A 25244-nucleotide genomic window follows, 5' to 3' on the forward strand; every position below is an offset into this window, starting at 1 on the left:
CGTGGCAGACTTCTCGCATACCGGTCCCCGTCTGGCCGTCAGCGCCGGCATTTTCCGCGACGGCAAGATCCTGCTGGTCCGCCGCGCCCGCGAGCCGGCCAAGGGCGTCTACACCTTTCCCGGCGGCCGGGTGGAGTACGGCGAAAGCCTGACCGACGCCCTGACCCGCGAAATCCGCGAGGAAACCGGCCTCGTGATCGAGATCGTCGGCCTTGTCGGCTACCGCGAAGCGCTGCCGGCCCGCACCGGCGGCCACGGCCATTTCGTCGTCCTGCCGTTCGCCGCCCGCTGGGTCGCGAATGAAGTCGCGCTTAACGACGAACTGGACGACGCCCGCTGGCTTTCGCCCTCCTCCGCGGTCGACGGCCTGCGGGTCACCCAGGGACTGGACGAAACCATTCGGGCCGCCGCGGCCATGATGGGCCTGTAAAGAGGGCCTTTGCCTTGCTTCCGGCCCGTTGAACGGGCATATGGCGGCCTTCATGATCAAGCGGATTTTCGCAATTTTCCTTGTGGCGGCAGTGGCCGGTCCGGTTCCGGTCCGGGCCCAGGACGCGGCTGCGCCGTTCGACGGCGACTTGCAGAGGCTCGCCGAAATCCTCGGCACGCTGCATTACCTGCGCGGAATCTGCGGCACCAATGAAGGTCAGAAGTGGCGCGCCGAGATGCAGGCGCTGGTCGATGCCGAGACACCTTCCGGCGAGCGCCGCAGCCGTATGATCGCGAGCTTCAACCGCGGCTATAACGGGTTTCAGCAGACCTACCGCTCCTGCACCCCGGCCGCGAATGTCGCGATTCGCCGCTACCTGGAAGAAGGCTCGAAAATCTCCCGGGACCTGACGGCGCGCTACGCCAACTGACATTTTCCGGTGGATGGCGTTCCGGCGCCCGGAAGAAAATGCAGGAAATAACGCAATAACTTGCGTTCCCGCCGTTAACCTTTCCTAAAGAACCGGCTCGCGGGCCGCGTCCTGCATGCTATTCCTTGTGCAGTTTCAACCGTGCAGTCCGCCGGACGCGTTCCACAGGCAAATTGATTTCATGTCGCATTCCTACCCTTGGACGTCCGCTCACGGCCTTTCGCCCGATCAGGATCAGAAGCGGGCGGCGCTGAACTATCTGAATGAGGCATGGGCGGAAGCGCGTCACGATGGCGTCGATGGCGATTGCCTGGCGCAGGCGAGCCTGTTCGCCGCGTTCGCTGAACTCGTCAGCACCTATGGCGAAGATGCGGTGGCGAAGTTCGTCGAAGGCCTCGCCGGCCGCATCCGCAGCGGCGAATTTTCGGTGGTGGAATTTCGGCAGTAGCCCCGTCTCGCTCCGATTTGATTTTCAAACAGCCATTTCCAATCACGTCTGCAATTTCCAGATACAGCTTCGCGATCTCGCGACGCGATTGCGTCCGAGTTTTGCGGTGAACGTCCCGCCCTCTCAGGATTGAGGGCGCGCGGAACGCCGGATGCGCGAGCGCATCCGCAGCCCCGTGTGCAAGGTAGAAAGCACACGAGTGTCGTCACCACGGTTGCGCCGGAGGCATCCGGCGTTCCGCACGCAATGGTTGGAACGACCTCGTTCGCGCTCTCCCCGGTGGACGGCTCTTTCGCCACCGTTCTGGATCGTGAGTGACTTCCACCGCCACAGGGACGACGGACCCTCCCGCTCCTTTCGACGTCAGCACCGCGACGCCGGGACCACGCGACTTTGGCCGTCCGCTGCTGCGCCGTCGTCGTTCGCGGTGCTTTTCACAGCCACGAACCGAACGCCGCAAGCGGCCACCGCATCCCGCCCCGCGTATCGTGACGATCGCGAAACGCCCCTCATAACGGGGCAGGATAAGAAGGAATATAGTCCTATCAATGAAATTGTCAAGGAATGGGTTCGTGCCATCACGAAATGTTTCGGGCTTGTAGCCCGCATACAGCGTAGCGAAATGCGGACAGCACCAGCGTGAGCGGCCCCGGATTGCGCTTCGCTTCATCCGGGCTACGCTGGCTAATCCAGATTATGGATTCCGGGCCTGCGCCAAGAGGCGCATCCCGGAATGACAGACACTGGAATCCCGTGCCCCATAACGGCCCGCCGACACTAAGCCTTCAGCGTCTCCAGAAACCGCACCGGCTCGCCAGTCGATGGCGTCGCGACCTCGCCCTGCCACATCACGCGCCTGCCGCGCACAAAGGTGCCGACCGGCCAGCCCTTGACCTTCACGCCGTCGTAAGGCGTCCAGCCCGCGCGCGAGGCGACCCATTTGTTGGTGATGGTTTCCTCGCGCTTCATGTCCACGATGGTGAAGTCGGCGTCGTAACCTGCGGCGATGCGGCCCTTGCAGGCAATGTTGAACAGCCGCGCCGGACCGGCGCTGGTGAGATCGACAAAGCGCGCCAGCGACAGCTTTCCGGCGTTCACATGATCGAGCATGATCGGCACCAGCGTCTGCACGCCGGTCATGCCGGACGGCGAGGCGGGATAAACCTTGTCCTTCTCTTCCAGCGTGTGCGGCGCATGGTCCGAGCCGAGCACGTCGATGATGCCCTGTTCGATGCCGCGCCAGATGCCTTCGCGATGGCTGGCGTCGCGCACCGGCGGATTCATCTGCGCGCGGGTGCCGAGCCGTTCATAGGCCTCGGGGCCTGCGAGGGTGAGATGATGCGGCGTCGCCTCGCAGGAGGCGACATCCTTGTGGTCGCGCAGGTACTCGATTTCCTGCTTGGTCGAGATGTGCAGCACATGGATGCGCTTGCCGGTCTCGCGCGCCAGCCTCACCAGGCGCTGCGTCGCAATCAATGCCGCGTCCTCGTCGCGCCACACCGGATGCGAGCGCGGATCGCCTTCGATGCGCAGATGCTTGCGATCGTTGAGGCGGTATTCGTCTTCGGCATGAAACGCGGCGCGGCGGCGGATCACCTTGAAAATACGGCGCAGGCTGTCGTCGTCCTCCACCAGCAGCGAGCCGGTGCTTGATCCGATGAACACCTTGACGCCGGCGCAGCCCGGCGCGCGTTCGAGATCGGGCAGATGATTGACGTTCTCACGGGTGCCGCCGATGAAGAAGGCGAAATCGCAATGCATCCGGTGATGCCCGGCCTTCACCTTCGCGGTGAAGGCTTCTTCCGTCACGGTCAGCGGATTGGTGTTCGGCATCTCGAACACGGCGGTAACGCCGCCCAGAACCGCGCTGCGCGATCCGGTTTCCAGATCTTCCTTGTGGGTGAGACCCGGCTCGCGGAAATGCACCTGCGTGTCCATCACGCCGGGCAGGATGTGCAGGCCCTTGCAGTCGATCACTTCACCTGCACTGGCCCCACCGAGCGCCCCGATTTCCGCGATCCGCCCGCCGGAGATGCCGATATCGCGGATCCCCTCGCCGTCCTGGTTGACCACGGTGCCGGATTTTAGAATCACATCAAATGTCTGGGCCAATGCTCGAAACTCGTCTGGTGTTGGGCTGATTCTGCGCATCCAATACAGTCTGCGCAGGGCCGCGCGGGCCTTGTTGTCCGCACCTTAGCGCCTTACGTTGCGGTGTCATACCTGCGGGATGCATATCCCCAATGAATACCGAGAGAACCGAGAAAGCCTTATGAAAGCAGCGTTTCTGCCGGATCGCGGCGTCGTCAAAGTGAGCGGCGAAGATGCGAGGGCATTCCTCGACGGGCTGATGACCACCAATGTGGAACTGGTGCGGCCCGGTGTGGGCCGGTTCGGTGCGCTCTTGACGCCGCAGGGCAAGATCATCGTGGACTTTCTCCTCACCGAAGCGCCGGAAGCGCATGGCGGCGGCTTCGTGTTCGACGTTCCGCTGGCGCTGGCTCAGGCCTTCGCCACCAAACTCGGATTCTACAAGCTGCGGAAGAAGGTCACCGTCGACAACCTGTCATCGCAACTCGGTGTGATGGCCGCGTGGGGCGGTACGCCCGCGATGAAGCCCGACCTCGCGTTCGAAGACCCGCGCGATCCGCAGCTCGGCTGGCGCGTCTTCGTACCGGATGATCTGGTGGATGAGACCGCTGCCGCCATCGGCGCGGAGGTGAGTGAAAGTGACGCGTACGAGGCGCACCGCATCGCCTGCGGCGTGCCGCGCGGCGGCGTCGATTTCATCTACAGCGACGCCTTCCCGCACGAAACCAACATGGACCGTCTGCACGGCGTCGATTTCGACAAAGGCTGCTATGTCGGCCAGGAGGTCGTCTCCCGGATGCAGCATCGCGGCACCGCGCGGACGCGCACCATCCGAGTGCGGCTCGAAGGCTCGGTGCCGGAAATCGGCCTGCCGGTGAATGCGGGTGACAAGTCCGTCGGCACCATGGGCTCGTCCGCCAACGGCCTTGGCCTTGCCCTGCTGCGCACCGATCGCGTCTCCGATGCGCTTGATGCGGGACTGGCGCTCACCGCCGGTGGCCTGCCGATCAGCCTCGTTTCGCCCGATGACGTGAAGGCTGCGCCGAAGCAGGCGTCCGCATGAAAGGCGCGCGTCTGCACGACGATGGGTTGGTCCGCTGCCCGTGGCCCGGCGAAGATCCGCTCTATATGGCCTATCACGACACCGAATGGGGCGTGCCCGAATACGACGACCGCGCGCTGTTCGAGAAGCTGATCCTCGACGGATTTCAGGCCGGGCTGTCGTGGATCACGATCCTGCGCAAGCGCGACAATTTCCGAAAGGCGTTCGACGATTTCGAGCCTGCCAAGATCGCACGCTACAGCGACAAGAAAGTCGCCGCGCTGATGAACGACGCCGGGATTGTGCGCAACCGCGCCAAGATCGAAGGCACGGTCAACGGCGCGAAAGCCTATCTGAAGATCTTGGAAGAAGGTCCGGGCTTTTCAGCGTTCCTGTGGGACTTCGTCGACGGCAAGCCCAAGGTCAACAATTTCAAGACCATGGCGTCGGTGCCCGCAGCAACGCCGGTCTCGACGAAGATGTCGAAAGAGCTTGTTGCGCGCGGCTTCAAGTTCGTGGGGCCGACCATCGTTTACGCCTTCATGCAGGCCACCGGCATGGTCAACGATCATCTCGTGACCTGCCATTGCCACGGCAAATGCGGGAAAATGAAGAAACCGAAGCGGCGCTGACGCGCTATTTCCGCTCGACCTTCTTGGTCAGCAGATAGAGATACGCGCAGACCGCGACCACGATCGGAAAACCACCGAGACCGAGCAACGTCGCGGAAAACTCGAACCGGTCCCAGAACACCCAAGCGATCGTCCAGCACACGATGGCATTGACCAGCGCCAGCAGATAGATCGGCGTGAGCGCGGTCTTGAAACTCAGCAGCCGCTTGCGTCGGGGCGTATCTTGCGGAGGCGCTACCATACCAATGACCTCTGCGGGCGGGGCCTGACTCAGACGCAGTCTACACCCAAGGGTTCGGTTTCGGCGATGCCCGGCTTGCGGTTTGATGCTATCAAATCGTCCCGCACGCGTCGCATCAACAATCGATTCTCATCCTCACATGACCGCAAAGAAAACAGATCCTCACAAGCAATCGGCCCGCGCCTGGCAACGCATGCTGTCGGGCCGCCGCCTCGATCTGCTCGATCCCTCGCCGCTCGACATCGAGGTCGAGGACATCGCCCATGGCCTCGCGCGTGTCGCGCGCTGGAACGGGCAGACCCACGGCGCGCACATCTTCTCGGTGGCGCAGCACACGTTGCTGGTCGAAGCCGTGCTGCGCCAGCAGACGCCGCGCGTCGATCATCGCGTGCGGCTGGCGGCGATGCTGCACGACGCGCCGGAATACGTCATCGGCGACATGATCTCGCCGTTCAAGGCGGTGATCGGCGGTTCCTACAAGATCGTCGAGAAGCGGCTGCTGTCGGCGATCCACATTCGCTTTGGCCTGCCCGCCGCGCTCCCTGCCGAAATCGAACAGCAGATCAAGGCCGCCGACATGGGCGCGGCCTATCTGGAAGCGACACACCTTGCGGGCTTCGCACAGGCCGAAGCCAGGCGCCTGTTCGGCCGCGATCCCAAGCTGCCCGCCGCGACGGAAAAGGATTATGTGACTCCATGGTCCGCCGGTCGCGCCGAAAAGCAATTCCTCGCACGATTCAAGGCGCTTTTGTCATAATCATCCACGGCATGTTTGCCGTGCAGCATGACGAGCGAAGACAGCAGGCATATACTCGGGCGGAACATAAGGACCGCCATGATTCACGTCTGCTCGCTCGCCGCCCTGCCCGCGACCGTCGAGGCCACCGGGGCGCAACACATCCTGACCGTGATGGCCAATGTCGCCCAGGTGGTGCGCCCGGCCTCGGTGCTGGAAGCCAATCACCTGCGCATCCAGATGGACGACATTAACGAGCCCGCGGACGGATTCACCGCGCCGTCGCATGAACATGTCGAACGGGCGCTGGCTTTTATCCGCAAATGGAATCGCGCGGCGCCCATGGTCATTCATTGCTACGCCGGAATCAGCCGCTCCACCGCAAGTGCGTTCATGGCCGCGTGCGCGCTCAATCCAAATCGCGACGAGACCTCCATCGCCCGGCAGATCCGCGCGGCATCGCCGAGTGCGTATCCCAACCGTCTGATCGTTACGCTAGCCGATGAATTGCTCGGGCGTGACGGACGCATGGTCCGCGCGCTCGACGCCATGGGTCCGGGCAACATGACCATCGAGGGCCGGCCGTTCCGGGTCGACCTCGAATGAGAGAGCGGCTTCATCCCGGATGCCAGGCCGTACAAGCTGTTTTGGAGATCATCCGTCATTGCGAGCGAAGCTTCGTCGCTGCGCTCCTCGCAATGACGAGGCTCTCGCACAATGACCGATAAAATCCTCACACCGATCGAGATCGGACTGACGGCGGCGATCGTGTCGATCGACGGCAACGAACCGTCGATCCTGACCGCATCCGGCAGCAACGGCGACGCTCTTGAAGGGCTTCCCTTCGGTCCGTTCGACGCGGTCGCACATCGCACGCTGGAAATCGGGCTGCGGTCGTGGGTGGAGGAGCAGACCGGCCTGCGCCTCGGCTATGTCGAACAGCTTTACACATTCGGCGACCGCGGCCGCCACGCCCAGCGCAGCGACACCGACGCCCATGTCGCCTCGGTCGGATATCTCGCGCTGACGCGCGCCGCGGACAGCACCTCGAAGCCGCAGGTGGCGGGGGCGACCTTCAAGCCGTGGTACCGCTACTTTCCGTGGGAGGACTGGCGCGACGAGCGCCCGGCGGTGATCGAGAAGGAGATTCTTCCCGCGCTTGAGGCCTGGGCGGCGCAATCCGAGAAGCCGGAACCCGAGCGCGCGCTGACGCGCGGCGACCGTGTGCGGCTCTATTTCGGCACCCACGGGGCGCAGTGGGACGAAGAGCGCGTGCTTGACCGCTACGAACTGCTCTATGAGGCGGGCCTGATCGAGGAATCCCGGCGCGACGAGCGCCCCGCGGCGCTGGCGCGCAAGACGATGCCTGCGCTCGGCGCGCCGATGCGGTTCGATCACCGCAGAATTCTGGCGACCGCCATCGCGCGGCTGCGTGCCAAGCTGAAATATCGCCCGGTGGTGTTTGAACTTCTGCCGCCGGAGTTCACACTAACGGACTTGCAGCGGACCGTTGAGGCGATCTCGGGGCGTCATTTGCACAAGCAGAATTTCCGCCGTCTGGTGGAGGCCGGTGCGTTGGTCGAACCGACCGGCGAGATGTCGACACAGACCGGTGGGCGGCCTGCTGCGCTGTTTCGCTTCCGCCGCGAAGTGTTGCAGGAGCGGCCCGCACCCGGACTACGCGTACGCGGACGCCGTTAAAAATAAGGCCTCGCATGCGGGGCCGCCTTGAATTTTCGCACGACCCGAAGCCTGCGCCAGGCGCAGGCGGATCGCGCAAGGAGGAACGATGGAATTTATTGCGCTGGTCCTTGCCCTCATTGCTTTAATTCTTGCACGCAAAGCCAACAACACGTCGCGCGAACTGAACGCGCGGCTAACGCAGCTCGAAGCCTCGCTCGCAAGCGGCGCGCGCCCCACACCGCTGACGGCGGACTCCTCCGTCGCCCCGCCGATCGTGCCGGAGACAACCGCAACCGAAACCGACACAAGCGAACGTGCACCCGTCACGCCGCCCCCATTGCCGCCAGCGAACGCGCCCTACACGGGACCAGTTGACGAGGTGGTATCGGCAGCGCCTGCAACACCCGCCGAAACAGGCCCCGGACTCGAAGAGCGCCTCGGCACGCGCTGGGTTGTGTGGGTCGGCGGGCTGACGCTGGCACTCGGCGGTGTGTTTCTCGTCAAGTATTCCATCGAGGCCGGCCTGCTCGGCCCCAAGGTGCGCGTGCTGCTCGGCGGCCTGTTGGCTCTGGCGCTGCTCGCTGTCGGCGAATTCGCGCGCCGCAAGGAAAGCCTCTCGTCCATCGCCCCGCTGCCGATTGCCAACATCCCGGCAATTCTCACGGCGGCCGGAACCGCGGTCGCATTCGCGACGGTGTACGCGTCCTACGCGCTCTACGGTTTCCTCGCGCCGCCTATCGCATTCGTCCTGCTCGGTGCGGTCGCGCTCGGCACCCTCGCCGCAGCACTTCTGCATGGTCCGGCTCTCGCGGGGCTCGGTGTCGTCGGCGCATTCGTGACGCCGGTGCTGGTGTCGTCAGACAAACCCGACTACTGGGCGCTCTACATCTACATCGCCATCGTGACTGCCGCCGCCTTCGGCCTTGCACGTATCCGGCTGTGGCGCTGGCTCGCCGTCACCACCATCGTATTCGGTGCGGCCTGGATGCTGTTCGATATCGTCCGTGCCGATACGCTCGGTCCGCATGCGTTCGATATCATTGTGAGTTTCGCGCTCGCCGCAGTTCTGGTGGTCGCCGGATTCATGTTCGGCCCGTCGGCGGAGCCAGGCCGGGTTGAGCCTGTATCGTCGATATCGCTCGCGATGTTCCTGTTCGGCGCCACGGCGCTGGTGCTGGGCAACAACCACGCCGATGCAGCGATGGTTGTGTTCGCATTGCTGGTCGCGGCCACCTTCGCCATCGCCTGGCGCGCGGAGAGCGCCACTGGCGCCATCGTTGCAGCCGCGCTGTTCGTGTTCGCCGTGTTTGCCGAATGGGCGATCCGCGCCAATCCCGAACTCACAGTGATGCCCGGCGGCGCGATGCCCGGTATCGGCACGCGCGCCGACGAAGGTTCGATCAGCATGCATCTCATCACGGCGGCGGGCTTCGGCGTGGCGTTCGGCGCGGCAGGTTTCCTCGCACAAGGCCGCTCGATCAGTGCAATTATTCCCGTGATCTGGGCGGCGGCCGGTGTGTTCACACCGCTGGCGCTGCTGGTCGCGCTCTACGCGCGCATCGCGCATCTGGATCGTTCGATCCCCTTCGCGATTATCGCCATTGCCGTCGCCGGTGCATTCGCCGCAGCGACTGAACTTCTGACCAAGCGTGACGCACGGCCGGGCCAGATGATCTCAACCGCGATATTCGCCACCGGTACGCTCGCCGCACTGGCGCTGTCATTTACGTTCGCACTGGAAAAAGGCTGGCTCACCATCGCACTCGCGCTGATGTCGCTCGGCACCGCATGGATTTCCATGAAGCGGCCGATCCCGTTCCTGCGTGCGCTCGCAGCAATTCTGGCGGGCATCGTTGTGCTGCGGATCGGCCACGAGCCGCGCATCGCCGGCAACGATCTCGGCACCACGCCGATCTTCAACTGGCTGCTGCTCGGCTACGGCATTCCGGCAGCCTCGTTCTGGCTTGGCAGCATTTTCCTGCGCCGTCGCGGCGACGATGGCCCGCTGCGCAGCGTCGAAGCCGCCGCGATCCTGTTCACTGTGCTGCTCGCCTTCACCGAGATCCGCCACTACATCAACAACGGCGACATCTATCGGACATCGTCGAGCCTGATCGAAGTCGGCCTTCAGGTCTGCGTCGCACTCGCGATGGCGATCGGACTGGAGCGGCTTCGCATCCGGACAGGCAGCGTCATTCATAACGCCGGGGCGCTGCTGCTGACATGGTTCGCGGGCCTCGCGGTTGTGCTTGGATTGTTCGGTATCGCCAATCCGCTGCTGCGCAGCATCGAGATATCGGGCACGTTCATCAACCCGCTGATCCTCGGCTACGCGATCCCGGCGATCCTCGCGCTGCTGTTGTCCTATGCGGTGGCGGGACGCCGCGCAGCGACCTATGCCAACACCATCGCGGCCGGTGCGCTGGTCCTTGCGCTGGCCTACATCACGCTGCAAATCCGTCACCTCTATCACGGACCTTACCTGAACAGCTTCCGCACCTTCGACGCCGAGCAGTACACCTACTCGGTGGCGTGGCTGGTGTTCGGCGTGGTCCTACTGGGGATCGGTTTGCTGATGCCGTCGCAACGCGCGCGGCTTGCGTCGGCGGTGATGATCGCCATCACCATCCTGAAAGTGTTTTTGATCGACATGTCGAACCTGACCGGGGCCTACCGGGCGTTCTCGTTCATCGGTCTGGGACTGGTGCTGGTGGCAATCGGATGGCTGTACCAGCGCATCCTGTTCAGGCAGACGAGAACGCCGCCGGCTGTGGACAGCACGACGGCGTAATCCACTTGTTCGTCATTGCGAGCGAAGCGAAGAAATCCAGAAGCAACAAGAAGACTGGATTGCTTCGTCGCAAGCGCTCCTCGCAATGACGGCGAAGCAGTATCCTTGAAGTTACTCGCTGGCGGAGCGGCGCAGCTCAAGCGCCGGTTCGCTGCGAACCGAAGCCGGACGCACTTCGGCGCGCGGTGTCGCGTCCGCCGATTGAGTCCCCGGCGCGCGCAGCGAGCGCGGACGCGAGATCGAACGCGCGAGGAACACCCGCGCATTGCCGTGCTTGCGGAAATCGCAATAGGCGAAGCCCATGCCCGACACCGATCCGCGGAAGCTGACATTGTCGGTCTTGTTCAGGTTGAAGCAGGGCTCGAAGGGAATGCCCTTGATCGATGCGCAGATCTGCTGGCCGCGCACCTGAAGCGTGTTGGACGGCAGCCGCATATGACGTGTCTCGCCGGCGCCGCTGAACTGCACCGCGCCCGCCGCCGCGCCATCCGGCGTGATCTTGCCAACGCCCTTGGTGCCGTCGAAGCAGGTGAAGGCGAACATCTTGTTGGCGACGAACCTGCGGGCTTCGTCCGCGTTCAGGGTTTCAGCGAACACTGGCGCTGCAGCCGAACAGGCCAGCGCGGCTCCGAGAACGATGCGGACGAGCATACGGGCTACTCCAACTGACTAACTGCGGATTCAGAAGAACCGGCCGGGCGAAGCGCCCGGCGGTTTACGCCTTAACCCGGTGATTACCATACCAACCATGGCAACATTGGAGCACCATGGTTTGCAAAGTCTGAACGTCCTCAGGAAATTTTCACCACCGTCCGGCCGCGAAGCTGCCCGGCGAGAATTTTCGGAGCCGCATCGAAAACTTCGCCAAGGCCGATTTCCGTAGTCATTTCAGCAAGTTTCGCGTGGTCCACGTCCTTCGCGATGCGCGTCCAGGCGGCCTTGCGCGGCTCGATCGGGCACATCACGGAATCGATGCCCAAAAGGCACACTCCGCGCAAAATGAAAGGCGCGACCGACGACGGCAGATCCATACCGGCCGCCAGACCACATGCGGCGATGGCCCCGCCGTACTTCGTCATCGACAGCAGGTTGGCCAGGGTGGTCGACCCGACACTGTCGACGCCTCCGGCCCAGCGCTCCTTGGCGAGCGCCTTGGCCGGTCCGGACAGTTCGTTGCGGTCGATCACTTCGGCTGCGCCGAGGTCACGCAGATAATCCGCCTCGGCCGCGCGGCCGGTCGATGCGATGACGTGAAAACCGAGCTTGGAAAGGATCGCCACCGCCACCGAACCGACGCCGCCGGCAGCACCGGTCACGATCACCGGACCGTTCTTCGGCGTGAGACCGTGCTTCTCCAGCGCCATCACCGAGAGCATCGCTGTGAACCCCGCCGTGCCGATCGCCATCGCCTGACGCGCGGTCATGCCATCGGGCAACCGCACCAGCCAGTCGCCTTTGACGCGCGCCTTTTCTGCATACGCACCGAGATGAGTCTCGCTCAGACCCCAGCCGGTGGAAACCACCTTGTCGCCCGCCTTCCAGCCGGGATGCGACGATTCCAGAACCGTGCCCGCGAAATCGACACCGGCAATCATCGGGAAACGGCGCACCACCGGCGACTTGCCGGTGACGGCGAGGCCGTCCTTGTAATTCACCGTGGACCATTCGACCGCGACGGTGACGTCGCCTTCCATCAGTTCGGCTTCGTCGAACTGCGTCAGCGCTGCCGTGGTGCCTTTGTCGGCCTTGTCGATCCTGATTGCCTTGAAGGTTGCCAAACCCGATCTCCGTTTTTTCTTGTGCGATTGAATCCGGCCCCCTGATTGGCGGCTCCGGCCCGGTTTGCCAAGCCCTTAGCCTCAGGATCGCATGGGTTGAGGGCAGATGCATTTCCGCCATGCGGAAAATTCCGAACACACCTCTGGCGAGCCCGGGGCCGACCTGCTATATTTGTTTTGCTCGTTTTGAGTATAATGACTTTGCCTGACGAGCAGGGGAAACCGAGTTTGGAACGCCGGCCCAAAAGGCCGGATTTCTCAAAGCCCCAATATGCTCAAATTGAGTATATTAGGTGACTTCAGGAGGCTGCGATGCCGATTACCGGAATTTACGGTCCCGACGATTTCGGGATGCCCGTCCGCCGCGCCGAGAGCGTGGCCCGCGCCCGCGTCACTGATGCGGAGCGTGCGCGCGCATTGCCGATGCCCTCGCTGGAATGGACGCCCGAGGTCGGGCGCGCCACTGCGCATCTCTACGCCAAGGTGAAAGACGTCATTCCCGAGATCGAGTGGCCGTTCATGGCGCCTTACGTGAAGGCGATCAACGATCTCAAGAAGCAGCGCAACGCTGTGATCCTGGCGCACAACTACCAGACGCCGGAGATCTTCCACTGCGTAGCCGACATCGGCGGCGACTCGCTGCAGCTCGCCCGCGAGGCGACGAAGGTGAAGGAGAAGGTCATCGTCCAGTGCGGCGTGCACTTCATGGCCGAGACCTCGAAGATCCTGAACCCGGACAAGACCGTGCTGATCCCGGATTCGCGCGCCGGCTGCTCGCTGGCCTCAAGCATCACCGGCGCGGACGTGCGCCTGTTGCGCGAGCGCTTCCCCGGCGTGCCGGTGGTGGCCTACGTCAATACATCGGCCGACGTAAAAGCCGAGGTCGATATCTGCTGCACCTCGTCGAACGCCGTGCAGGTGGTGGAAAGCCTCAACGCCGAGACCGTGATTTTCCTGCCCGACCAGTATCTGGCGAAGTACGTCGCCTCGAAAACAAGCGTGAAGATCATTGCGTGGAAAGGCGCGTGCGAAGTGCACGAGCGTTTCACCGGCGACGAACTGCGCACCTATCGCGAAGCCGACCCATCAGTGCAAATCATCGCGCATCCGGAATGCCCGCCCGACGTTCTTGCGGAGGCGGACTTCACCGGCTCGACCGCGCACATGATCGACTGGGTGCGCAAGCACCAGCCGAAGCGGATCGTCATGGTCACCGAATGCTCGATGGCGGACAACGTGCAGGCCGAACTGCCGAACGTCGAGTTCGTCAAGCCGTGCAACCTGTGCCCGCACATGAAGCGCATCACGCTGCCGAAGATTCTCGACAGCCTGATCTACATGCGTGAGGAAGTGACCATCGACCCGATGATCATCGACAAGGCCCGGCGTTCGGTGGAACGCATGATCAATCTGAAGAACTGAGCCGGATCTTCCGGCAGAATTGGCTAATCGGTCATGAGCCAAACGTCACACGCTGATGTCCCGCGTGCCATCGACGATGTCATCATCGTCGGCGGCGGACTCGCGGGGCTGTTTTGTGCGCTGAAACTTAGCCCCCGGCCCGTCACAGTCATTTCCGCCGCTCCTCTCGGCGAAGGCGCGTCGAGCGCGTGGGCTCAAGGTGGTATCGCAGCCGCAGTTGCAGAGGGCGACAGCGCCGAGGCCCATGCCGCCGACACCATTGCGGTCGGCGGCGGCATCGTCGATGAAGATGTCGCGCTCGCCCTCGCGCGCGAGGCCGGCGCGCGCATTCATGATCTGCTGCAATATGGCGTGCCGTTCGACCGCAACCTCGAAGGCAGGCTCGCCGTCGGCCGCGAAGCGGCGCATTCCGCCCGGCGCATCGTTCACGTTCAGGGCGACATGGCCGGAAAGGCCATCATCGCGGCGCTGATCGAGGCGGTGCGCAAAACGCCGTCGATCCGCGTCATCGAAGGCTACGTCGCGGAAGCCCTGATCGCGGAGGGCGATGCCGTGTCCGGCCTGCAGTTGCGCAAGGCGGGGGACGAGACAGCCGCACCCGTCATCATTCCATCGCGCGCCATCGTACTGGCGACCGGCGGCATCGGGCATCTTTATGCCGTGACGACGAATCCGGCCGAGGCCAGCGGCTCAGGTCTTGCGATTGCGGCACGCGCAGGCGCGATCATCGCCGATCCGGAATTCGTACAGTTTCATCCGACCGCCATCATGGTCGGCCGCGATCCCGCGCCGCTGGCGACCGAAGCCCTGCGCGGCGAGGGCGCGGCGCTGATCAACGGCAAGGGCGAGCGCTTCATGCTGGCGCTCAACCCGCTCGCGGAACTCGCGCCGCGCGATATCGTCGCGCGCGGTGTGTTCGCGGAAATCGCCGCAGGCCGCGGCGCGTATCTGGATGCGACCAGGGCGCTTGGCGCGGCATTCGCCAAAAGATTTCCGACGGTCTACGCAAGCTGCATGGCGGCGGGGATCGATCCCGCGACACAGCCGATCCCGATTGCCCCTGCCGCGCATTATCACATGGGCGGCATCGCGGTGGACAGACACGGACGCACCTCTCTCAAAGGCCTGTGGGCCGGCGGTGAAGTATCGAGCACCGGAGCCCATGGCGCCAACCGCCTCGCCTCCAACTCGCTGCTCGAAGCCGTGGTCTATGCCGCGCGCATCGCCGAAGACATCGACGGCAACGTGTTTGCGCGTGGTCCGCTCGCGGTGCCGTCGCACACGCCGCATGACAGCGCCATGCCGGCACCCACCGAAGCCAATCTGCGCGCCATGATGAGTTCGCATGTCGGCGTCGTCCGCGACGGCGACCGGCTGATGGAAGCCGTGCAGGCATTCGCCGCTATCGAGCAGAACACCGGCAACATTGCGCTGCGCAACATGGCGACCACCGCGCTGATCGTCGCGGCATCCGCATGGTCGCGGCGCGAGAGCCGCGGGGCGCATTATCGATCCGATTATCCGGCGGAAGACCCGGCACAACGGCACCGCACCGTGACGACGCTCGACGACGCGCGAGGGATCGCGCTAATGTTGTCGGACGGTGCAATCGCCAAACGATCCGCTAAACTATCCATGGGAGTTTGAAGGTGAGCGTCACCGATGTCCTGAACCCCGCCGCCCTCATGCATCCGCATGCATTTCTGTCGCCGCTGGCGATCGATGACGCGGTGACGCGGGCGCTTGCCGAAGACCTCGGCCGCGCCGGCGACGTCACCTCGATCGCGACCATCCCGACCACCACGCAGGCCTTTGCCAAACTGGTCGCGCGGCAGGCTGGCGTGATCGCGGGCTTGCCGCTGGCTGTTGCGACCTTTCTGAAGCTATCGCCCGACGTCCGGATCCAGGCCCACGCCCATGACGGCGTCAATGTCGCCAAGGGCGTGCATGTGCTCACCATCTCGGGCCCGGCCCACGCGGTACTCACCGGCGAACGCACCGCGCTCAACTTTGTCGGCCGCATGTCCGGCATCGCCACGCTGACGTCGGACTACATCCGCCACGCCGGCGTGACCAAGATGCGCATCTGCGACACCCGCAAGACCACGCCGGGACTGCGGGCGCTGGAGAAGTATGCCGTGCGTTGCGGCGGCGGTTTCAACCATCGCTTCGGGCTCGACGACGCGATCCTGATCAAGGACAACCACATCGCGGTCGCCGGCGGCGTGAAGGCCGTGCTGCAGCGCGCGCGCGCCCATGCCGGCCATCTGGTCAAGATCGAGATCGAGGTCGATACGCTGGATCAGTTGCGCGAGGTGCTGGCGACCGGCCTTGCGGACGTGGTGATGCTCGACAACATGGATGTTCCGACCCTGCGTGAGGCAGTCGCGATCACCAATGGACGCGTGGTGCTGGAAGTCTCCGGCGGCGTGACGCTGGCGTCGATCGGCGAGATCGCGACAACCGGCGTCGACTACGCGTCGGCGGGTGCGTTGACGCATTCCGCGCCGAACTTCGACGTCGCGCTGGATATTGACGCGTAGGATTCTTCTTTCGCTCCCCCTTGTGGGGAGGGTGGCGCATTGAGAGCGAAGCGAACAATGCGCCGGGTGGGGAAAACTCCCACCTCGTGCGATGACCCCCACCCCGGCCTCCGCTTCGCTCGGCCGACCCTCCCCACAAGGGGGAGGGAAAGGAAAGGCGGTGGAAGCGCTAACTAACTGCTACTTCCCGGCCGATATTTCAGCCGAACTCCTGGCTGCTTCAACGAGCTTTGCGGAGATCACCGCCGTCTCCGCTGCCGTGCCCCATGTCGGCGCATCCTTGCCGTCGCCCCAGGCGCGCGGACGATAGAAGGTATGTACGCCGTACTTGTACATCTTCTTCATCTCGTTCACCCATGACGGGCGAACCCAGTAGGCGTGATAGTGCGTCGACTTGCCGACTTCCGGCAGCCACAGCCGTCCGTCGAGGCTTTCACGGGCGATCTTTTTCGCGCGCTCCCACATCTCCGGTTCTTTCACCACATCGCGGATGCCATCGCAGGCGAATGTGAACTGGCACGACAGATGGCGGTGCGCGTTCTGGTACACGACACCGCAAACTGTGGTCGGATAGTAGCCGGAGAAGGCGCGGTTCAGAACGACCTGCGCCACCGCGATCTGGCCGCGCACCGCTTCGCCGCGCGCCTCGAAATAGATCGCATCGGTCAGGCACTTTTCGGATTTCGCGCGCGTTTTCGCATCCAGACCGAGACGTTCCGCGGGAGTGCGCGGCCGCTGGTTCTCGCCGGTGACTTCGCCCTTGCTGGCGACGCTTTCACCAGCGGACGGAGCTGACGACTCGCTTGGCAATGCCGCCGGCGTTTTCATGTCCGGATCGATGCCAGGCACAACGATGATCGGCTCTTCACCGGGCTGCCAGCGCTCAAGCGATCCGCTCGATACGCCGAGCGATGAATTTCCGAAGAACAGGGTCGCGGTCTGGAACGAGAAGCCGTCGCGATTCAATTCCGGTTCTGCCGCGACGGCGTCTTCACCGGCCGTCGCCGGAGCAGCGTTCAGCGGATGATCGGCGGGAATGTTCTGCAGCGAAACGGAAGACTCATACTGCGGCAGACGCGGCGCGTTCAGCGCAGCTTCCAGTTCTGCATCGAGCGGCGCGGCTGTATTGGCAGCAGGCACTTCTGCCGTCTTCGCGCCGTACACTGACGCGTTGGAATTTGGCTGGTCCTGTTCCGGCTGCGGCGTGGTGACAGGCGCGGCAACCTCAGGCGTGTAAACCGGAAGCCGGTCGCCTTTCGAGGAGCGCACGACCTTGGGGAAATCCGACTTCTGCAACGGGCGCAAAACCGGACCCAGCGGATCGCGGCCGAGGGAACTTGCGATGTCCATGCCCTGGCTGTCGAGGCTGGCCAGACGATACGATGCGGTTTCGGAGGTGCGGGTGCCGATCGGGCGCGGCAGATTGAACGACGCCACCTGCAACATGCGGCGGGACGAGGAGAAGATGTGTTGCTGCCAGCGCTCCGCAACACCGGGCTGGCGCGCCAGCAGCGATGCGAGGTCCTGATAGCCGATTTCGGTCGGGCTCACTGTCAAGAGACAGAGAACGAAGCCGAAGGGCGCAAACCGCGCGCCCTTCGACCCGTTACACAACACAGACATCGATACGCTCACGCAACTAACGCTTGTACACACGCGATCGAGCGGCACATTCAGTACAATCCGATCAATTTCGTTGGTATCGAATTAAAGTTGCCGGGGGGTTAATCACCGCGTCCTGTACGCCACACGCAAGCGTGCGCTTGAAAACGCAGCGCCACATTGAAAGCGTTGGTAAACCGCGCCTGCAGCAAGGTGGTAAACATCGCGTCAACGAAAATAATGAATGCGCGAACTAACGCGGCTCGGGTTCCAACCCGGTCTTCAACCGTCATTGCGAGCGAAGCGAAGCAATCCAGGCGGGACAGCCATCAAACGAAGACTGGATTTCTTCGTCGCTTCGCTCCTCGCAATGACGCGAGAAGCACAGTCAGCATTCTGTCATCACCGGGCTTGTCCCGGTGATCTCGCCAAGTCAGGCACCGTGCTCGATGGATCGGGATGGCCGGACCAAGTCCGGCCATGACATCGATATTAGACGCAAAGCCCCCGCGAAAGCGGGGATTCATAACCACCGAACGCCATGCCTTGCGTAGATCGCCGTCATCCTGAGGTGCGAGCTTTTGCGAGCCTCGAAGGACGACGGCGGCATGGCTGCGCATCCTTCGAGGCTCGCCGCAGTGCGGCTCGCACCTCAGGATGACGCGACGTCTTTACGTTCGAAAAAGCAAAATGCCGCCTCCTTTCGGAGGCGGCATTTTGTCTTGATAAGGTTCTAGCTTACGCCTGGCTGGCGACAGCCTTGCCGAGCGCGGCCTGTGCCGCAGCAAGACGGGCGATCGGCACACGGTACGGCGAACACGACACGTAGTCGAGGCCGACCTCGTGACAGAACGCGACCGATGCGGGATCGCCGCCATGCTCGCCGCAGATGCCCATCTTGAGGCCCGGCCGCGTCTTGCGTCCGCGCTGCACGCCGATCTTCACGAGTTCGCCGACGCCATCGCGATCGACCGAAATGAACGGATCGATCTCGAGGATACCGCGGGCAATATAAGTACCGAGGAAACTCGCTGCGTCGTCACGGCTGATGCCATAGGTGGTCTGCGTCAGATCGTTGGTGCCGAACGAGAAGAACTCGGCGGTCTTCGCGATCTCGCCCGCCATCAGACACGCACGCGGCAGTTCGATCATGGTGCCGGTCTGATAGTTGAGCTTCACGCCAGTATCCTTCATCACCGACTGCGCGGTGGCGTCGATCCGCGCCTTGGTGATATCGAATTCGGCGCGGGTCGCGATCAGCGGCACCATCACCTCGAGCCCGACCGGCTTGCCGGTGCGCTTGCCGGCCTCAACCGCCGCCTCGAAGATGGCGCGCGCCTGCATCTCGGCGATTTCCGGATAGGCAATCGCCAGACGGCAGCCGCGGAAGCCCAGCATCGGGTTGAACTCGGCGAGTTCGCGCGCGCGGTCGGCGATTCTGCGCGGATCGGTGTTCATCGCGCGGGCGACTTCCTCGATCTCGCTCTGCGAGTGCGGCAGGAACTCATGCAGCGGCGGATCGAGCAGCCGGATGGTGACCGGCAGGCCCTTCATGATCTCGAACAGATCGACGAAATCGGCGCGCTGCATCGGCAGAAGCTTCGCAAGCGCCGCGCGCCGTGCGCCTTCGTCCTCCGCGAGGATCATCTCGCGCACCGTGCGGATGCGCGTTTCCTCGAAGAACATATGCTCGGTGCGGCAAAGGCCGATGCCTTCGGTGCCGAACTTCAGCGCGGTGCGGGCATCCGCCGGTGTATCCGCGTTGGTGCGGACCTTCAGCTTGCGGACCTGATCGGCCCAGCCCATCAGCGTGTTGAAATCGCCGGACAGTTCCGGCTCGATCATCGGCATGCGGCCGGCCAGCACCTGCCCCAGCGAACCGTCGATGGTGATGACGTCGCCCGCCTTGAAGCTGCGGTTGCCGATGGTCATCAGCCCGCGGCCGTAATCGACACGCACGGTGCCGCAACCGGACACGCAAGGCTTGCCCATGCCGCGCGCGACCACCGCCGCGTGGGACGTCATGCCGCCGCGCGTGGTGAGGATGCCTTCCGCCGCGTGCATGCCGTGAATGTCTTCCGGCGAGGTCTCGACGCGCACCAGAATGACCTTGCGGCCATCGGCCTGAAGCTTGGCGGCTTCATCCGACGAGAACACGATTTCGCCAGCGGCAGCGCCGGGCGATGCAGGCAGACCGGTGGCGATGACGTCGCGCTTGGCGACCGGATCGATGGTCGGATGCAGCAACTGATCGAGCGAGGCCGGATCGATCCGCGTGATCGCGTCCTTCTTGGTGATCAGGCCTTCATTGGCGAGATCGACCGCGATGCGCAGCGACGCCTTCGCGGTGCGCTTGCCGTTGCGGGTCTGCAGCATCCACAGCTTGCCCTGCTCCACCGTGAATTCCATGTCCTGCATGTCACGGTAGTGCTTCTCGAGCTGCGTGTAGATCCGCGTCAGTTCCTTGAACGCGTCCGGCATCGCGACTTCCATCGACGCCTTGTCCGAACCGGATTCCTTGCGCGCATATTCGGTGATGTCCTGCGGCGTGCGGATGCCCGCAACCACGTCCTCGCCCTGCGCGTTGATGAGGAATTCGCCGTACAGCCGCTTTTCGCCGGTGGACGGATTGCGCGTGAAGGCAACGCCGGTCGCCGAGGTGTCGCCCATATTGCCGAACACCATCGACTGGATGTTGACGGCGGTGCCCCATGACTCAGGGATATCGTGCAGGCGGCGATAGGTCACCGCGCGCGCATTCATCCATGACGAGAACACCGCCCCAACCGCGCCCCACAACTGCGCGTGCGGGTCCTGCGGGAAGTCCTTGCCGGTTTCGCGCGCCACAGCGTCCTTGTACCTGCCGACCAGATCGACCCAGTCGTCCGCAGTCAGTTCGGTATCGAGCGAATAGCCCTTGCTGTCCTTGTAGGTGTCGAGGATGTCCTCGAAGTGATGATGCTCGAAGCCGAGCACCACGTCTGAATACATCGTGATGAAGCGGCGATAGCTGTCATAGGCGAAGCGGCGATCGCCCGAGAGCTGTGCCAGCGCTTCCACCGTCGTGTCGTTCATGCCGAGGTTGAGGACCGTATCCATCATGCCCGGCATCGAGGCGCGGCCGCCGGAGCGCACCGAGACCAGCAGCGGGTTCTTCGCATCACCGAACGTCTTGCCCGCGATCTTGCCGACGGCGTCGAGCGCCTTCTCGACCTGCGGCTTCAGATCCTTCGGATAGGTTTTGTCATTGGCGTAAAAATAAGTGCAGACCGAAGTTGGAATCGTGAAGCCGGGAGGCACCGGCAGACCGAGATTGGCCATCTCGGCAAGGTTCGCGCCCTTGCCGCCGAGCAGGTCGCGCATGCCGGCCTTACCCTCCGCGCGCCCGTCACCGAACGTGTAAACCCACTTGCCCGCTTGCGTTGTTTTCTTCGCAGCAGGCGCAGATGTCTTCGAGGCTGTTTTCACTGCGGCTTTGCCCGCAGGTTTAGCGGAAACCGGCTTCGCTTTTGCAGCCGGCTTCGATTTGGAGACTGATTTCGGAGAGGACTTCGCGGCGGATTTCTTCGATGAGGCTTTGGCCATGGCTTCCAGACGCTGCATGAGTGAAACGGCAGCGGCGTTACACCACGGTTGCCTGCTGACGCGCAAGCGACTCCCGCCTGATATCCGCGTTGTAGGTCACGGACGGTTACAGATTGTTACAGAATCGGACAAATCGCGATGTTTTGTTACCAGATGTGTAACAATCTGAAATACTCCGTTACTTAATGATCCCCAGTCCGATGATCCCGACCAGGATCAGATAGATCGCCACGATGAAATTCAGCAGCCGCGGCATGACGAGAATCAGCACACCGGCAATGAGTGCGACGATTGGCTGAATGTTGGCGACACTGATGGACATTGGTTTCTCCTGGAGATGAAAGAACGAACGGCATGCACTCGAATCGGGAGAGGAATTTATCCTCCTGCCGCGGACAGCAACAGCCAACGGCCCCGATAAGCGGTGAGTTCCACACCAGCCGAGAACTTGTGCAGTCATCCACTGCCGTCACCTTCATGAAAATGCCCCGGTGAAATCACATTCCGGCAGGAACGATGAATGGCGACAGCCATTGTCACCGCTGGTTGATCGGTCTTCGCCGATTTCCGAGCGTGATCGGCATGAGCGAAATCGCTCTGGGCGATCGGGCTCCCTTTCATCAAGGAGAAAACAACCATGCGTAATCCCCTTCTCGCAGCAGCGCTGCTGGCCACCGCCACGGCGATGCCGCTCGCGGCTCAGGCCCAGCAGCGCATCATTGTCGAGGAAGGCGTGACGACCGGTCTCGCCGGCCCCGGCGTCGGCATCATCAGCGAGGATGAGCGTCCGCGCTTCCGCCAGTACATCGTTCAGGAACGCGTCCCTTCGTATGCGATCGAGTCGCCTGTGCGCGTCGGCACCATCCTGCCGGAAAGCGGCGTGACCTACTATGACGTGCCGCAGCAATATGGCGCGACCAGCTATCGCTACACGGTCGTCAACGACCGGCCGATCCTGGTCGAGCCGCGCACACGCCGCGTGATGCAGGTGATCGACTAGCCCTCATCGCTTGAGCCGACGGTCCATCCCCGCTATGACGACCCAAACGAATCAACCCCGCACGGTTTCCGTGCAGGGCTTTTTTAATGCGCGCCGTTATGATCCCTGCAGGATCGACAGGATGTTACTGGTCGACTTGTAACTCTGCAGCACATTGTCGCGGAAGGACGGAGACCAGCCTGAGGCTTGCCGTTCTTCATCGCTCATCCCGGAATAGCTCTGAAGAATACCGAGGCTGAGCTGGGTGGGATCGCCGCTCTGCTGGCTCTGCTTGAGGGATGCCAAGATGTTGGCGCGGTTGCGCGAATCCAGTTCCTTCTTCGCCGCGTAGATTTCCTGGTTCGAAAACTTCTGATCCTGATTGAGCGTGATCGCCGACAGTGAGCGACTGTCGATCGACGAGAAATCCACAAGCTGCCCGAATTTCCGCGCCGGATCGTAGACCAGTTCTGTGCCCCTTTCCGCAGCGAGACTGGCCTGCGCATCAAGCGCGGCGCGGACATTGGTTGCAACCGTACTGAACGACTTGGTCGTTCCAACCGGCGCGCCATCCGGATACTTCGCAAGATAGCTCGCGACCGGATCGCCGGAAATGCCCGATGGCGCGGTATCCGGCTTCTGCTTTGCAGCCTCATAGCCTTTCAGCACGGCGGCGCGCTGCGCGGACCATGCGGCGGTCCCCTTCTCTTCGCTGCTCGCGCCGTCGAGATACTCCAGCGCCGCCTTGTAGACGACGGTGTAATTCTTGGTCATCGACGTGGCCGCAGCGGCAGGCGCAAGCGCGGCATTGAAGCGGTTGGTCAGCTCGCCGGACGCGACGCTTTGTTCGTCGGGCGTGAACTTTCCGCTGCTGTTGGTGGCGATGGCGAACAGCGAGCGGCGATCCAGCGACGACAGATCAATCGCGGTTTTGCCATCGACAATCGGCCCCGTCACTTTCGCGGCGGCATAAAGCTTGTCCAGCGCGGCGCGCGCATCATTCGTCACCGTGGTGAAATCCGGCGTCTTCGCCTCGGCGGCCATCCGCGCTTTGGCGGCATCCGACAGCGTCAGGTTGGTCGCGGCGCTGGGATCGAGCGCGTTATTGCCCGCCTCCGCCGCATTCAGTGCATCGGCGAGTGAGGGCGGCGCAGCGGCGGCGGCGCGCGCATAGGCGGAGCCATATTGAGCGTAGGGATTGGTGCCATTGATCGACGTCATGCGGGTCCCAGCCTTCGCTAACAGCCGTTAACGGAAGTTACCGGAACCTTACAGAACATGGTTAACGAGGGGTAAACGGCACAACGCTGCAGTCAGCGTGAAAGAAAGATCACCCCACCCGACTGGCCGTCGGCCAGCCACCCTCCCCATTCAGGGGAGGGATAGGCTTGCGGAATGCGAGCGGCTCTTTCTCCTCCCTCCCCCTTCGTGGGGAGGGCCGGACCGAACGGTCCGGGGTGGGGGTCAATCCTGAATCTTCGAGAAGTCCGCCACCGCGCGCGTGGCTTCGCGGATTTCGTTGAGCAACTTCAGGCGATTTTCGCGCACCTTTGCGTCGTCGTCGTTGACCTTCACCTTGTCGAAGAAGGCATCGACGGCAGGACGCAGTTTGGCAATCGCCGTCATCGCCGACGCAAAGTCTTCCCTGGCCACCGCAGCGCTGGCCTCGGTCTTCACCTGCGCGATGGCACTGGCGAGCGCCTTCTCCTCGTCGAGCTTGTAGAGCGAGGCGTCCGGCGCACCGTCGAACTTGCGCTTGTCCTTCTTCTCCTCGATGGCGAGGATGTTCGACGCACGCTTGGTGCCTGCGAGAAGGTTCTTGCCGTCGTCGCTATCGAGGAATTTGCCCAGCGCTTCGACACGGCGGACGACCATCAACAGATCATCCTGACCACCGAGCGCGAACACTGCGTCGACGAGATCATGCCGCGCGCCCTGATCGCGGAGCTGAACCTTCAGGCGGTCGGCGAAAAAGGCGAGCAGATCGTTGCCGTCGTGCGGCTTCGTCGCTTTCGCGAAGACGGAAAGCAAAGGCAGGCGAATTCCATTGTCCGCAACGAGCCGGATCACACCCAGCGCTGCACGACGCAACGCAAACGGATCCTTCGAACCCGTCGGCTTTTCGTCAATGGCCCAGAAGCCCGTCAGAATATCGAGTTTGTCAGCCAACGCCACAGCGATGCTGACCGCATCGGTCGGCACGCGATCGGCAGGTCCCTGCGGCTTGTAGTGATCTTCAATCGCTGCCGCGACGCTGGCGTCCTCGCCCTGCGCCAGCGCGTAGTATTTACCCATCAGCCCTTGCACTTCGGGGAATTCACCGACGACTTCGGTGAGCAGGTCAGCTTTCGCGAGTTGCGCAGCGCGCTTGGTCTTCGCAACATCAGCGCCCACTAACGGTGCGATCTCTGCCGCCAGCCGTTCGATGCGCGCGATGCGCTCCGCCTGCGTGCCGAGCTTCTCGTGGAATACGATCTGCGCGAACTTCGGCAGCCGATCCTCGAGCTTCGTCTTGAGGTCGGTCTCATAGAAGAACTTCGCATCCGACAACCGCGCGCGGATGACGCGCTCGTTGCCCGCAACAATCGCCTTGCCGCCGTCGGTGGCTTCGACATTGGCGGTCAGGATGAACTTGTTGGCGAGTTGATCTCCCCTCCCCCGCCTGCGGCGGGGAGGGGTCGGGGGTGGGGGGAAGCGGCGGCGGACGATGAAGCGCCCCCCCCTCCACCCCTACCCCGTCGTACGGACGGTACGGTACGGACGACGACGACGACGTACGTACGTAGTTACTACGTTCGTACGTACGGTGGT

Annotated in this window: 22 protein-coding genes and 1 pseudogene; 13 read left to right on the top strand and 10 right to left on the bottom strand. The window is 63.3% G+C overall.

Annotated elements, in window-relative coordinates:
- Position 1: 1 nt before the first annotated feature.
- From BN32_RS12750 to BN32_RS12760, 3 genes are all read left to right on the top strand, one after another.
- Positions 2-430, top strand: coding sequence for an NUDIX hydrolase (locus BN32_RS12750; RefSeq protein WP_019198595.1), 429 nt, complete (start codon positions 2-4; stop codon positions 428-430).
- Between the two features lie 52 nt (positions 431-482).
- Positions 483-860 carry a TIGR02301 family protein gene (locus tag BN32_RS12755; protein ID WP_040426422.1) on the top strand — a complete coding sequence of 126 codons (378 nt, stop codon included), beginning with the start codon at positions 483-485 and terminating at the stop codon, positions 858-860.
- Between the two features lie 181 nt (positions 861-1041).
- Positions 1042-1308 carry a hypothetical protein gene (locus BN32_RS12760; protein WP_019198597.1) on the top strand — a complete coding sequence of 89 codons (267 nt, stop codon included), beginning with the start codon at positions 1042-1044 and terminating at the stop codon, positions 1306-1308.
- 777 nt (positions 1309-2085) lie between these two features.
- Here the strand turns inward: BN32_RS12760 and BN32_RS12765 are convergent.
- Complete coding sequence (locus BN32_RS12765) at positions 2086-3420, bottom strand: dihydroorotase (protein WP_019198598.1); 1335 nt, start codon at positions 3418-3420, stop codon at positions 2086-2088.
- Between the two features lie 160 nt (positions 3421-3580).
- Here BN32_RS12765 and ygfZ point away from each other — a divergent pair, with 160 nt between their 5' ends.
- Both ygfZ and BN32_RS12775 read left to right on the top strand, forming a co-directional pair.
- Entirely contained in the window at positions 3581-4462 is an 882-nt protein-coding gene (gene ygfZ / locus BN32_RS12770) for a CAF17-like 4Fe-4S cluster assembly/insertion protein YgfZ (RefSeq protein WP_019198599.1), read from the top strand.
- Positions 4459-5073 carry a DNA-3-methyladenine glycosylase I gene (locus BN32_RS12775; protein WP_019198600.1) on the top strand — a complete coding sequence of 205 codons (615 nt, stop codon included), beginning with the start codon at positions 4459-4461 and terminating at the stop codon, positions 5071-5073. The genes ygfZ and BN32_RS12775 overlap by 4 nt, the downstream gene beginning before the upstream one ends.
- A gap of 4 nt (positions 5074-5077) precedes the next feature.
- Here the strand turns inward: BN32_RS12775 and BN32_RS12780 are convergent, their stop codons facing one another.
- Positions 5078-5314 (bottom strand): hypothetical protein, encoded by a 237-nt coding sequence (locus BN32_RS12780; protein ID WP_019198601.1) that lies wholly within the window; start codon positions 5312-5314, stop codon positions 5078-5080.
- Between the two features lie 139 nt (positions 5315-5453).
- Here BN32_RS12780 and BN32_RS12785 point away from each other — a divergent pair, with 139 nt between their 5' ends.
- The 4 genes from BN32_RS12785 (at position 5454) to BN32_RS12800 (ending at position 10524) form a co-directional block, all read left to right on the top strand.
- Complete coding sequence (locus BN32_RS12785; RefSeq protein ID WP_019198602.1) at positions 5454-6071, top strand: YfbR-like 5'-deoxynucleotidase; 618 nt, start codon at positions 5454-5456, stop codon at positions 6069-6071.
- A 78-nt stretch (positions 6072-6149) separates the two neighbouring features.
- On the top strand, positions 6150-6656 hold the full coding sequence (locus BN32_RS12790; protein WP_019198603.1) for a tyrosine phosphatase family protein: 507 nt from the start codon (positions 6150-6152) through the stop codon (positions 6654-6656).
- Between the two features lie 111 nt (positions 6657-6767).
- A complete protein-coding gene (locus BN32_RS12795; RefSeq protein ID WP_019198604.1) occupies positions 6768-7751 on the top strand; it encodes an NUDIX hydrolase in 984 nt (327 codons plus the stop codon).
- 88 nt (positions 7752-7839) lie between these two features.
- On the top strand, positions 7840-10524 hold the full coding sequence (locus BN32_RS12800) for a DUF2339 domain-containing protein (protein WP_019198605.1): 2685 nt from the start codon (positions 7840-7842) through the stop codon (positions 10522-10524).
- A 111-nt stretch (positions 10525-10635) separates the two neighbouring features.
- Here the strand turns inward: BN32_RS12800 and BN32_RS12805 are convergent, their stop codons facing one another.
- Both BN32_RS12805 and acuI read right to left on the bottom strand, forming a co-directional pair.
- Positions 10636-11175 carry a hypothetical protein gene (locus BN32_RS12805; protein ID WP_019198606.1) on the bottom strand — a complete coding sequence of 180 codons (540 nt, stop codon included), beginning with the start codon at positions 11173-11175 and terminating at the stop codon, positions 10636-10638.
- 140 nt (positions 11176-11315) lie between these two features.
- Positions 11316-12302 (bottom strand): acrylyl-CoA reductase (NADPH), encoded by a 987-nt coding sequence (gene acuI, locus BN32_RS12810; protein WP_019198607.1) that lies wholly within the window; start codon positions 12300-12302, stop codon positions 11316-11318.
- Between the two features lie 312 nt (positions 12303-12614).
- On the opposite strand from acuI, the gene nadA reads away from it, so the two are divergent.
- The 3 genes from nadA to nadC are packed head-to-tail and all read left to right on the top strand — an operon-like array spanning position 12615 to position 16267.
- Complete coding sequence (gene nadA / locus BN32_RS12815) at positions 12615-13724, top strand: quinolinate synthase NadA (protein ID WP_019198608.1); 1110 nt, start codon at positions 12615-12617, stop codon at positions 13722-13724.
- 33 nt (positions 13725-13757) lie between these two features.
- Positions 13758-15371 carry an L-aspartate oxidase gene (locus BN32_RS12820; RefSeq protein ID WP_019198609.1) on the top strand — a complete coding sequence of 538 codons (1614 nt, stop codon included), beginning with the start codon at positions 13758-13760 and terminating at the stop codon, positions 15369-15371.
- Between the two features lie 2 nt (positions 15372-15373).
- The gene (gene nadC, locus BN32_RS12825) at positions 15374-16267 is read left to right on the top strand and encodes a carboxylating nicotinate-nucleotide diphosphorylase (protein WP_040426424.1); all 894 of its coding nucleotides are present in this window, start codon (positions 15374-15376) and stop codon (positions 16265-16267) included.
- 180 nt (positions 16268-16447) lie between these two features.
- Here the strand turns inward: nadC and BN32_RS12830 are convergent, their stop codons facing one another.
- The 4 genes from BN32_RS12830 to BN32_RS26810 all read right to left on the bottom strand — a co-directional run bounded on the left by BN32_RS12830 (position 16448) and on the right by BN32_RS26810 (position 22093).
- Complete coding sequence (locus BN32_RS12830; RefSeq protein WP_019198611.1) at positions 16448-17890, bottom strand: cell wall hydrolase; 1443 nt, start codon at positions 17888-17890, stop codon at positions 16448-16450.
- 717 nt (positions 17891-18607) lie between these two features.
- A complete protein-coding gene (ppdK, locus tag BN32_RS12835) occupies positions 18608-21472 on the bottom strand; it encodes a pyruvate, phosphate dikinase (RefSeq protein WP_019198612.1) in 2865 nt (954 codons plus the stop codon).
- Between the two features lie 160 nt (positions 21473-21632).
- Positions 21633-21776 carry a DUF3096 domain-containing protein gene (locus BN32_RS26180; protein WP_019198613.1) on the bottom strand — a complete coding sequence of 48 codons (144 nt, stop codon included), beginning with the start codon at positions 21774-21776 and terminating at the stop codon, positions 21633-21635.
- A gap of 134 nt (positions 21777-21910) precedes the next feature.
- On the bottom strand, positions 21911-22093 hold the full coding sequence (locus BN32_RS26810; RefSeq protein ID WP_152343773.1) for a hypothetical protein: 183 nt from the start codon (positions 22091-22093) through the stop codon (positions 21911-21913).
- Here BN32_RS26810 and BN32_RS12840 point away from each other — a divergent pair.
- The gene (locus BN32_RS12840) at positions 22092-22454 is read left to right on the top strand and encodes a DUF1236 domain-containing protein (protein ID WP_019198615.1); all 363 of its coding nucleotides are present in this window, start codon (positions 22092-22094) and stop codon (positions 22452-22454) included. The two genes, BN32_RS26810 and BN32_RS12840, sit on opposite strands and share 2 nt — an antisense overlap.
- Positions 22455-22550: 96 nt before the next feature.
- On the opposite strand, the gene BN32_RS12845 is transcribed toward BN32_RS12840, so the two are convergent.
- Both BN32_RS12845 and glyS read right to left on the bottom strand, forming a co-directional pair.
- Positions 22551-23654 carry a hypothetical protein gene (locus BN32_RS12845; protein ID WP_019198616.1) on the bottom strand — a complete coding sequence of 368 codons (1104 nt, stop codon included), beginning with the start codon at positions 23652-23654 and terminating at the stop codon, positions 22551-22553.
- A gap of 243 nt (positions 23655-23897) precedes the next feature.
- A pseudogene (glyS, locus tag BN32_RS12850) lies at positions 23898-25079 on the bottom strand (glycine--tRNA ligase subunit beta); the annotation flags it as partial.
- Positions 25080-25244 lie beyond the last annotated feature (165 nt).

The sequence above is a fragment of the Afipia birgiae 34632 genome (assembly GCF_000308295.2).
In the GTDB taxonomy this organism is placed as follows: Bacteria; Pseudomonadota; Alphaproteobacteria; order Rhizobiales; family Xanthobacteraceae; genus Afipia; species Afipia birgiae.